Genomic DNA, 9,476 nt, shown 5'->3' on the forward strand with positions numbered 1-9,476 from the left:
GTGCCGGAGGAGACGCCGGTGGCGTTCTCCTATGCCGGCACCACCCATGCGGTGATGATGGCGAGCCCCGCCGATTTCGAGGATTTCGCGCTCGGCTTCTCTTTGACCGAAGGCATCGTTGCCGACCCGAAAGAGATCGAGGCGATCGAAGTCGAGGATCTCGGCGCCGGCATCGACATCCAGATCCGTCTGAAAGACAAGGCCAACACGCGCTTCCAGGCGCGGCGGCGTCGGCTTGCCGGGCCGGTCGGCTGCGGCTTATGCGGCATCGAATCCATAGAGGAAGCGATGCGCTCGGTCGACGCGGTCGGTTCGTCCAAGCTTACGCTTGATGCCGAGGACGTGACCCGTTCGGTCAAGCTTCTGTCGAAGCTGCAGCCGCTGCACACTGAGACCGGCGCAGTGCATGCCGCAGGCTTCTATGTTCCCGGCAAGGGCATCGTGATGGCGCGCGAGGATGTCGGCCGCCACAATGCCCTGGACAAGCTCGCCGGCGCGCTGGCGAAAGCCGGCATCGACGGCGCGAGCGGCGCCGTCGTGGTGACCTCGCGCGTGTCGGTGGAGATGGTGCAGAAGACGGCTGCCATCGGCGCCCCGATCATCATGGCCGTCTCGGCGCCGACGGCGCTGGCCATCCGCACGGCCAAGGCCGCCGGCATGACGCTGGTGGCGCTGGTGCGCGGCGACGATTTCGATATTTTCACCCACCCGGACCGGGTGGCTTCCGGAGTTGCCAAGCATGTCGCATGACGAAGAACACATCGCCAGCACCAAGGAAAAGCTGGTGCGCATGGCCAATCAGATCGCCACCTTCTTCCATTCGAAGCCGCGCGAAGAAGGCATCGCCGGCGTTGCCGAGCACATCAACAAGTTCTGGGAGCCCAGGATGCGGCGGCAGTTCTTCGAGCTGCTGGACGGCGACCCGGAGGATTTCGACGAACTGGTGATCGCAGCCTCTGCCAAGATCAAGCGTCCGCTGACGCCGGAACAGGCCGACAAGAGCCTCGGCTATGCCAAACCCGCTGAAGCCGGGAGCACCGCTCCGCACAAATAGGAGCTGCCGCGTCCCTTGGCGCCAAAGGTCTTATATTCCCGCTCTCTAAAGTTTTGCTGCCGCCGACGGCCTGCTTCTGCTATGGTCGCCGACAGGAAATCGTCTGGCCGGGCGGGACAGTGGCGTGAGGCCGATCGAGACCAGGTACGCCCGTAGCGGGGACGTGCGGATCGCCTATCAGGTGATCGGCCAGGGTGCGTTCGATCTCGTCTTCGTGCCGGGCTTCATCTCCAATCTTGATCTGCAGTGGGAGGACGAAGGCTACAGCCGTCTGTTGAAACGGCTCTCGGCCTTCTCGCGGCTGATCCTGTTCGACAAACGCGGCACCGGGCTTTCCGACCGCGTCGATACCCATCACCTGCCCAGCCTAGAGACCCGGATGGACGACGTGCGCGCGGTCATGGACGCCGCCGGCAGCGGCCGCGCGGCGATCCTCGGTGCCTCGGAAGGAGCGCCGATGGCGATGCTGTTTGCGGCCACCTATCCGGAGCGGACGCGGACTTTGGTGCTCTATGGCGGCTATGCGCATTTCCACAAATGGGTGATGCCGCCGGAGCGCCTGGAAGCCTTCATCGAAACGGCGGAGATATCGTGGGGTACCGGTGCGACCCTGCCCAACTTTGCTCCGGGCCGGGTGGACGATCCTCACTTCTCCCGGTGGTGGGCACGATTCGAGCGGCTGTCGGCCAGCCCGACGGCCGCTGCCGCGCTGGCGCGCATGAATGCGGGGATCGACGTGCGCGGGATCCTCCCGGCGATCAGCGCGCCGACGCTCCTCATCCATCGCCGCAACGACGCGCGCGTCGACCCGGAGGCCAGCCGCTTCCTCGCCAGGAAGATCCACGACGCCCGGCTGGTCGAGATACCCGGACGCGACCATCCGATCTGGACCGGGGACGTCGACCGGGTGGCCGACCTGGTCGAGGAGTTCCTGACCGGCCAGCCGGCGGTGGCCGACACCGAGCGCGTGCTCGCCGCGCTGCTGGTGACGCGCATCTACGACACGGCCAAGCTCGGCGACCGGATGTGGAACGAGCGGAGCCAGCGCTTCCAGGAGACATGGCGGCTGCTGGTCGGCCGCCATGGCGGGCGCGTCACCGGCACGCATGGCGAACTGATGATCTCGCGCTTCGACGGACCGGCGCGCGCCATACGCTGCGCGGCGGCCCTGCGCGACGCGGCGCATCAGATCGGCGTTGCGAGCGCGCAAGGGGTGCATGTAGGCGAGATCGAAATGCGCGGCGCGCCGGTCGGGCTGACAGCGCGGGTGACCATGCAACTCGCCACCCATGCCGGACGCGGCGACATCCTCGCCTCCAGGTTGGTCTCCGAACTCGCGGTAGGTTCCGGCCTGCATTTCGTCGATGCCGGGCGCATCAGTCTCGACGAACTGGGCGAACCGCTGCCGGTGGTTCAGGCAACGTCGGAACAGCATCTGGAACCAGCCTGCCGCCCCAAATCCAGGCCGGCAGAGCCGGCCGCGCTAACGGCGCGGGAAAGCGAGGTGGTGAACCTGATCGCCGGCGGCATGAGCAACGCGGCGATCGCCGCCGAACTGAAGCTCAGCGAGCATACGGTCAAGCGGCACGTCGCCAACATACTGCTCAAGCTCGACCTGCCGTCGCGGGCTGCCGCGGCGGCTTTCTCGGCAAGGCAAGCTGGCCCGGACGGGCCATGAGAGCCATGGCGCTTTCGGGCGAAGCGGCTCTGCGGGCTGGAGCGCTATGAATTCTCTCCATGCAGGCCGGAAAAGGACCTGCCAACGGAGGATGAAATGGAGAAGTCGAAGCTCAAATCCCTGGTGATCGTGGCGAGCATTGGCGCGCTGTTCACCATTGTTCCCGCGAAGGCCGAGGACGCTACCGCGACCGCCGCCTACAAGGACATCCAGGCCACGCTCGGCACGGTGCCCGACATGTTCAAGACGCTGCCGGATGTTGCGGTCGCCGGCGCCTGGGCCGAGATCAAGGGTGTGCAGCTCAATCCGAACACCGCCCTTAACGGCAAGACCAAGGAACTGATGGGCCTTGCGGTGGCCTCGCAGATTCCCTGCCAGTACTGCATCTATTTCCACACGCTGGCGGCCAAGGCCAACGGCGCGAGCGATGAGGAGATCAAGGAGGCCATAGCGATGGCGGCGATCGTGCGCCACTGGTCGACCATGCTCAACGGCAGCCAGGTCGACCTCGCCACCTTCAAGAAGCAGACCGACGACCTGTTTGCCGCCGTCAAGGCCAAATCGCAGTGAAACGCAACGCCGCCCCGGCATTCGCGCCGGGCGGCGCCTCAATCGAACGCCCGGTCAGACGGACACATGGAGGATGAAATGCTGACCAAGACCCAAACAGTGGACGGCGCGGCGATCAAGAAGGCGATCGAAGGCCGTGACGGCAAGCTGCTGGCGAGTTTCTATAACGACGATGCGCTGGTGCGGGTGATCGACCGCAACAATCCGCCGAGCAAGCCGCGCGAAATCCGCGGCCGTGCGGCGATCAGCACCTTCTGGGACGACATCTGCAGCCGGGCGATGACCCATAAGGTCGACACCACCATCGCCGAGGGCGACAGCCTCGCCTTCACCCAGGCCTGCGTCTATCCGGACGGCACGAAGGTGTTCTGCGCGGCGATGCTGGAGCTGAAGAACGGCCGCATCGCCCGGCAGACGGTCGTGCAGGCGTGGGACGAGTAGATCAACCCAAAACATGGAGGAGAACCAAGATGTTCAGCGCCAGATGGCAGATCGACGCCAAGTTCGGTCACAAGCAGAGGGTGCTCGAGATGATGCGGCAATGGGAACGCGAGATCGGCTCGCAGGTCGGCATCGCCGATCTCGGGTTCCAGATCATGACCGGCTCGATCGGCGCGCGCGAAGCCACCGTCGAGACGCATCACCAGGTCCAGAGCCTGGCCCAGTTGGAGGAGTTCTTCGCCAAGATCGGCAAGATCGACGCGCACGCCAAATGGGGCAAGGAGCTGGAGCCCTATGTGGTGTCGGGCACCAGCGTTTGGCAGATCTTCCGGATCGTCGAGTAGTGGCCTGCTTGGCCTACCTCTCCCCTTGTGGGAGAGGTCGGATTGCCCCGATTTGTCCTTCACAAATCGGTTGGCAATCCGGGTGAGGGGTGATTTGGCGCCAAGCTGGAACACCCCTCATCCGTCTTGTCGCTTCGCGACAATCCACCGCCCGGGGGCGAGCCACGGGTCTCGCCCCGTCCTTCGGACCCCGCAAGGGGGCACCGACTCGCCCCTACATCAGGCCGAGCTGCTTGTAGAAGCCGAGCGCGTCGTAATAGTCGCTCTGGGTCGCGATCTTGCCGTCCTTGACGGAAAACATCGAGGCGCCGGTGAAGGAGAACTTCTTGCCGGTCGCGGCGGTGCCGTCTGCCCAGGCGCCGGTATTGGTGCCGGAGAACTCCCATTCGAAGGAGACGCGGTCGCCGTCTACCAGCGGCTTGCCCTTCATCGTCCATACGGCATCGGGAACGGCCTTCAGGAAATTGTCGATGACGCCGGTCTTGGCGGCGTCTTTACCCGTGACGGGCTTGCCGACTGAGGCGTCATAGTAAGTGACGTCGTCGGCGAAGTAGCCGGCGGCCTTGGCCGAGTCATGCGCATTCCAGGCTGCGACATAGGCCTCGACCACCGACTGCGCGGTGTCTCCGGCGAAGGATGGCGTCACGGCGAGAACCGTAGCGGCGATGGCTGCGGATGTCAGAAACTGGCGGCGTTGCATTGTTGTTTTCCTCCCTGGTTGAATCTCGGTCGGATGAGAGGTGTTCCAGCTTGGCGCCAGGCTTACCCCTCACCCGGATTGCCAACCGATTTGCGAAGAGCAAATCGGGGCAATCCGACCTCTCCCACAAGGGGAGAGATAAAGGCGCCTAGCCATGCGCCACCATCACGTGGCGGACGGCGGTGTAGTCCTCCAGCGCGTAGAGCGACATGTCCTTGCCGTAGCCGGACTGCTTCAGTCCGCCATGCGGCATCTCGTTGGTCAGCATGAAGTGAGTGTTGATCCAGGTGCAGCCATATTGCAGGCGGGCGGCTGTCGTCATGGCGCGGGAGACGTCCTTGGTCCACACCGACGAGGCAAGGCCGTAGTCGCTGTCGTTGGCCCAGCTCACGGCTTCGTCAACATCCGAGAAGCGGGTGACCGAGACGACGGGGCCGAAGACCTCGCGGCGCACGATCTCGTCCTCCTGCAGCGCGCCGGCAACCACCGTCGGCTGATAGAAGAAGCCCGAGCCGTCGCCCGGCTTGCCGCCGGTGGTGATCTCGATGTGCTTCAGTTCCGAAGCGCGCTCGACGAAGCTCGACACGCGGTCGCGCTGGCGGCGCGAGATCAGCGGCCCGATCTCGTTTTCGGTGTCATCAGGCTGGTTGTACTTGATGGTCGATACGGCGGAAGAGAGATCGGCGACCAGCTTGTCGTAGATCTTCTTGCCGGCATAGATGCGGCATGCGGCGGTGCAGTCCTGGCCGGCATTGTAATAGCCGAAGGCGCGCAGGCCGTTGACCACGGCGCCGAGATCGGCATCGTCGAAGACGATGACCGGCGCCTTGCCGCCGAGCTCGAGATGCGTGCGCTTGACCGATTTGGCGGCCGCCTGCAGCACCTTCTTGCCGGTGGCGACGTCGCCGGTGATCGAGATCATGTTGACCTTGGGATGGTTTATCAGCGCGTTGCCGACGCTGTCGCCGCGGCCGAGCACAACATTGACGACGCCCTCGGGCAGGATTTCGGCGAGGATCTTCGCCAGCTTCAGCGTCGTCAGCGGCGTCTGCTCCGACGGCTTGAAGACCACCGTGTTGCCGCCGCCGATCGCCGGCGCCAGCTTCCAGGCCATCATCATCAGCGGATAATTCCAGGGCGCGATCGAGGCGACGATGCCGATCGGGTCGCGCCGCACCATCGAGGTGTGACCGGGCAGATATTCGCCCGCAACCTGGCCCGGCATCGAGCGTACCGCGCCGGCAAAGAAGCGGTAGCAGTCGACGATCGCCGGGATCTCGTCGTTCAGCACGGCATTGATCGGCTTGCCGCAGTTCAGCGCCTCGAGCGCGGCGAATTCCTTGGCTTCCGACTCGATGCGGTCGGCGATCTTGAGCAGGTAGCCCGAGCGCTGCGCGGGCGTCGTGCGCGACCAACTGACGAACGCTTGTTCGGCAGCACTGACAGCAGCATCGATCTGCGCCGGGCTCGCTTCGGCCAAGTTGAGGATCGTCGCCCCGGTCTTCGGATTGAGGATCGGCTCCTCGGTTTCGGTGCCCTTCTCGAATTTCGAGCCGATCAGCATCTGGGTGTCCATTGGGTTCTCCTTGATCAGGAGCGAGTAGCGAATAGCGAGTAGCGAGTAGGGTTTGACCGCCGATGTCCCCTATTCGCTATTCGCTACTCCCTATTCGCTGTTTTCATTTTCCACTCCCCGCGATCTGGTCGCCGTCGCGGGTCAGGTAGTAAGCCAACAGGATCGGCAGCAGCGTCACCAGCACGACCACCATGGCCACGACATTGGTGACCGGGCGCTGGCGGGGGCGGATCAATTCCTCCAGCATCCAGATCGGCACGGTCTGCTGCTGGCCGGCGGTGAAGGTGGTGACGATGACCTCGTCGAAGGACAGCGCGAAGGCCAGCATGCCGCCGGCAAGGAGCGCGGTCGCGATATTGGGCAGCACGACATGCCTGAACGTCTGGAAGCCGTCGGCGCCGAGGTCCATCGAGGCCTCGATCATCGAGCCGGAGGTGCGGCGGAAGCGGGCAACGGCGTTGTTGTAGACGACGACCACGCAGAAGGTGGCGTGGCCAAGCACGATCGTCCAGAACGAGAACGGGATGTCGGCCAGCGCGAAGGCCGAGCGCAGCGCGATGCCGGTGATGATGCCGGGCAGCGCGATCGGCAGGATGACCAGCAGCGAAATCGTCTCGCGGCCAAAGAAGCGCGTCTGCGAGACGGCGGCGGCGCAGAGCGTGCCGAGCACCAGCGCGATCGCCGTCGAGATGGCGGCGACGCGGATCGACAGCGACAATGCCTCCCACACGTCCGGGCGGTTCCAGGTGACGGCGAACCATTGCGTGGTCAGCCCCGGCGGCGGCCAGACGAAGCTCTTCTCCTCGGTCGTGAAGGCGTAGACGAAGATCAAGAGGATCGGCAGGTGCAGGAAGAGCAGGCCGCAGGCAGCGGCGATCTTCAGGCGAAGCGGGGCGGATTGGCCGCGATCAGAGCGCATCGAAGGCCCCCATGCGCTTGGCGCCCCAAAGGTAGAAGCCCATGATGACGATCGGCACCACGGTGAAGGCGGCGGCTAAAGGGATGTTGCCGGCGGTGCCCTGCTGCGAATAGACGGCCTGGCCGATGAACAGGCGCGAGGTGCCGATGATCTGCGGGATGATGTAGTCGCCGAGCGTCAGCGAGAAGGTGAAGATCGAACCGGCGACTATGCCGGGCAGCGCCAGCGGAAACAGCACGTTGCGGAAAGTCTGCCCGGGCGAGGCGCCGAGATCGGACGAGGCCTCGACCAGGTTGCCGGGAACGCGCTCGAGCGCCGCCTGAACGGGGAGGATCATGAAAGGCAGCCAGACATAGACGAAGACGATGAAGGTGCCGGTGAAGGACACAGACAGCGAGTTGCCGCCGACGATGGGCAGCGACAGCCAGCCGTCCAGAAGCCAAAGCAGGTTCAGCTTGACCAGCAGCCAGGTGAGGATGCCTTCCTTGGCGAGGATCAGCTTCCAGGCATAGATCTTGACCAGGTAGCTCGACCAGAGCGGCAGCATGACGCCGAGATAGAACAGCGCCTTCCAGCGGCCGCGCGCATAGCGCGCCGCATAATAGGCGATGGGGAACGCCACGACCGCCGAGGCGAGCGTGACGAGCGCCGCCATCGTCACCGTGCGCAGGATGATGTCGAGATTGGCGGCCTGGAACAGGTCGCCATAGGTCTTCAGCGTGAACTCGCGATTGATGAGGCCGGAGAACTCGTCGATCGAGAAGAAGCTCTGCAGGAGCAGCGCGAAAAGCGAGCCGATATAGACGATGCCCAGCCACAGAACCGGCGGCAGCAGCATCAGGAAAAGCAGGAGTTTCGGCCGGCGCCAGAACAGGTCGGAGAAAGCGCCGCGCAAGCCGCCGCTGCCGGGCAGGATGGCAGGGGCGGGGTTGGAGTTGAGCGCGGCGATGGTCATGGGGCGCCTGCCGCGTCGATTGGATCAATGGCGGTAAGGCCGAGTTCCTTCGCACCCCCCTCTGTCCTGCCGGACATCTCCCCCGCAGGGGGGGAGATCAGCAGCTTGTCTGCCTTGCCAGTTCTGCAACCTTGGAAGTTGGCGAAGCCAATGGTGACAGCCAATCTCCCCCCTTGCGGGGGAGATGTCCGGCAGGACAGAGGGGGGTGCCTCGCGCAAACCGTGCTCATACCTGTTCATCCATCAGATGCAGGTGCTCGCGGTTGAAGGTGAGCATCACCGCCTCGCCCTCGGCCGGCAGCGCCGTGCCCGCCGGCACCACGGCGTGCAGCCTCAGCCCATCGGCATCGAGCGCCAGCCTGGTGGTGGCGCCGAGATAGTTGGTTCCGACCAGACGCGCCGCCACGCCGTCGCCGCTTGTCGCTTGGGTGACGCGGATGGATTCGGGCCTGAGACTCCCCCAGCAATGCTGGCCGGAATAGCGCTGGACGAAATCCGGCGGCAGCACATTCGATGAGCCGACGAAATCGGCGACGAAGCGCGTCTTAGGCCGCTGGTAGATGTCCTCCGGCGTCCCGACCTGCATGATCCTGCCGTCGTTGAAGACGGCGACGCGGTCGGCCATGGACAGCGCCTCGCCCTGGTCGTGGGTGACGAAGACGAAGGTGATGCCGAGCACCTTCTGCAGCGACTTCAATTCCTCCTGCATGTTCTCGCGCAGCTTGAGGTCGAGCGCGCCGAGCGGCTCGTCGAGCAACAGGACCTTGGGCTGGTTGACGAGCGCCCGGGCAAGCGCGACGCGCTGGCGCTGGCCGCCGGAGAGCTGGCCGGGACGCCGGGCGCCATAGCCCGGCAGTCGCACCAGCGACAGCGCCTCTTCCGCCGCCTTCAGCCGCTCGGCCTTGCCGACGCCCTTGACCATCAGGCCGTAGGCGACGTTGTCGAGCACGTTAAAGTGCGGGAACAGCGCGTAGTCCTGGAAGACGGTGTTGACGTTGCGGCGGTAGGGCGGAACCCCTTCGGCGCGCTCGCCGAAGATCGAGATCGATCCCGCCGTCGGCTGCTCGAAGCCGGCGATCAGCCTAAGACAGGTCGTCTTGCCGGATCCGGACGGTCCGAGCATGGCGAAGAACTCGCCCGGCGCGATGTCGAGATCGACCGCATCGACGGCACGCACGCTGCCGAAATGGCGCGAGACTTGTTTGAAGGAAACGGCGGAGGTCATGGGCCTGTCAGTCG

11 protein-coding genes are annotated in these 9,476 nt (G+C 64.9%); 6 read left to right on the top strand and 5 right to left on the bottom strand.

Features of this window, described 5'->3' with window-relative positions:
* The 6 genes from fdhD to EOA29_RS15160 form a co-directional block, all read left to right on the top strand.
* A partial coding sequence (gene fdhD / locus EOA29_RS15135; protein WP_127221100.1) for a formate dehydrogenase accessory sulfurtransferase FdhD occupies window positions 1-750 on the top strand: 750 nt, incomplete at its 5' end.
* Complete coding sequence (locus EOA29_RS15140; RefSeq protein WP_126090462.1) at window positions 740-1,054, top strand: formate dehydrogenase subunit delta; 315 nt, start codon at window positions 740-742, stop codon at window positions 1,052-1,054. The genes fdhD and EOA29_RS15140, both read left to right, overlap by 11 nt.
* 124 nt (window positions 1,055-1,178) lie before the next feature.
* Window positions 1,179-2,732, top strand: a complete 1,554-nt coding sequence (locus EOA29_RS15145) for an alpha/beta fold hydrolase (protein WP_126090463.1) — start codon at window positions 1,179-1,181, stop codon at window positions 2,730-2,732.
* A gap of 96 nt (window positions 2,733-2,828) precedes the next feature.
* Window positions 2,829-3,302, top strand: a complete 474-nt coding sequence (locus EOA29_RS15150; protein WP_126090464.1) for a carboxymuconolactone decarboxylase family protein — start codon at window positions 2,829-2,831, stop codon at window positions 3,300-3,302.
* 78 nt (window positions 3,303-3,380) lie between these two features.
* Window positions 3,381-3,743: a nuclear transport factor 2 family protein gene (locus EOA29_RS15155; protein WP_126090465.1), complete on the top strand. Its 363-nt coding sequence runs from the start codon at window positions 3,381-3,383 to the stop codon at window positions 3,741-3,743.
* Between the two features lie 29 nt (window positions 3,744-3,772).
* A complete protein-coding gene (locus EOA29_RS15160) occupies window positions 3,773-4,087 on the top strand; it encodes a hypothetical protein (RefSeq protein ID WP_126090466.1) in 315 nt (104 codons plus the stop codon).
* A gap of 214 nt (window positions 4,088-4,301) precedes the next feature.
* Here the strand turns inward: EOA29_RS15160 and EOA29_RS15165 are convergent, their stop codons facing one another.
* The 5 genes from EOA29_RS15165 to EOA29_RS15190 form a co-directional block, all read right to left on the bottom strand.
* A complete protein-coding gene (locus tag EOA29_RS15165) occupies window positions 4,302-4,787 on the bottom strand; it encodes an ester cyclase (RefSeq protein ID WP_126090467.1) in 486 nt (161 codons plus the stop codon).
* A 148-nt stretch (window positions 4,788-4,935) separates the two neighbouring features.
* Entirely contained in the window at window positions 4,936-6,363 is a 1,428-nt protein-coding gene (locus tag EOA29_RS15170) for a gamma-aminobutyraldehyde dehydrogenase (RefSeq protein ID WP_126090468.1), read from the bottom strand.
* Window positions 6,364-6,466: 103 nt separating this feature from the next.
* The gene (locus tag EOA29_RS15175) at window positions 6,467-7,282 is read right to left on the bottom strand and encodes an ABC transporter permease (protein WP_126090469.1); all 816 of its coding nucleotides are present in this window, start codon (window positions 7,280-7,282) and stop codon (window positions 6,467-6,469) included.
* Window positions 7,272-8,237, bottom strand: a complete 966-nt coding sequence (locus EOA29_RS15180; protein WP_126090470.1) for an ABC transporter permease — start codon at window positions 8,235-8,237, stop codon at window positions 7,272-7,274. The genes EOA29_RS15175 and EOA29_RS15180 overlap by 11 nt, the downstream gene beginning before the upstream one ends.
* 226 nt (window positions 8,238-8,463) lie before the next feature.
* The gene (locus EOA29_RS15190; protein ID WP_126090471.1) at window positions 8,464-9,462 is read right to left on the bottom strand and encodes an ABC transporter ATP-binding protein; all 999 of its coding nucleotides are present in this window, start codon (window positions 9,460-9,462) and stop codon (window positions 8,464-8,466) included.
* Window positions 9,463-9,476: the final 14 nt, after the last annotated feature.

The sequence above is a fragment of the Mesorhizobium sp. M1E.F.Ca.ET.063.01.1.1 genome (genome assembly GCF_003998155.1).
GTDB lineage: Bacteria > Pseudomonadota > Alphaproteobacteria > Rhizobiales > Rhizobiaceae > Mesorhizobium.

Coding starts and splice junctions, on each gene's coding strand:
- EOA29_RS15140 (WP_126090462.1), top strand. CDS start 740: ATGTCGCATGACGAAGAACACATCGCCAGCACCAAGGAAAAGCTGGTG.
- EOA29_RS15150 (WP_126090464.1), top strand. CDS start 2,829: ATGGAGAAGTCGAAGCTCAAATCCCTGGTGATCGTGGCGAGCATTGGC.
- EOA29_RS15155 (WP_126090465.1), top strand. CDS start 3,381: ATGCTGACCAAGACCCAAACAGTGGACGGCGCGGCGATCAAGAAGGCG.
- EOA29_RS15160 (WP_126090466.1), top strand. CDS start 3,773: ATGTTCAGCGCCAGATGGCAGATCGACGCCAAGTTCGGTCACAAGCAG.
- EOA29_RS15165 (WP_126090467.1), bottom strand. CDS start 4,787: ATGCAACGCCGCCAGTTTCTGACATCCGCAGCCATCGCCGCTACGGTT.
- EOA29_RS15170 (WP_126090468.1), bottom strand. CDS start 6,363: ATGGACACCCAGATGCTGATCGGCTCGAAATTCGAGAAGGGCACCGAA.
- EOA29_RS15175 (WP_126090469.1), bottom strand. CDS start 7,282: ATGCGCTCTGATCGCGGCCAATCCGCCCCGCTTCGCCTGAAGATCGCC.
- EOA29_RS15180 (WP_126090470.1), bottom strand. CDS start 8,237: ATGACCATCGCCGCGCTCAACTCCAACCCCGCCCCTGCCATCCTGCCC.
- EOA29_RS15190 (WP_126090471.1), bottom strand. CDS start 9,462: ATGACCTCCGCCGTTTCCTTCAAACAAGTCTCGCGCCATTTCGGCAGC.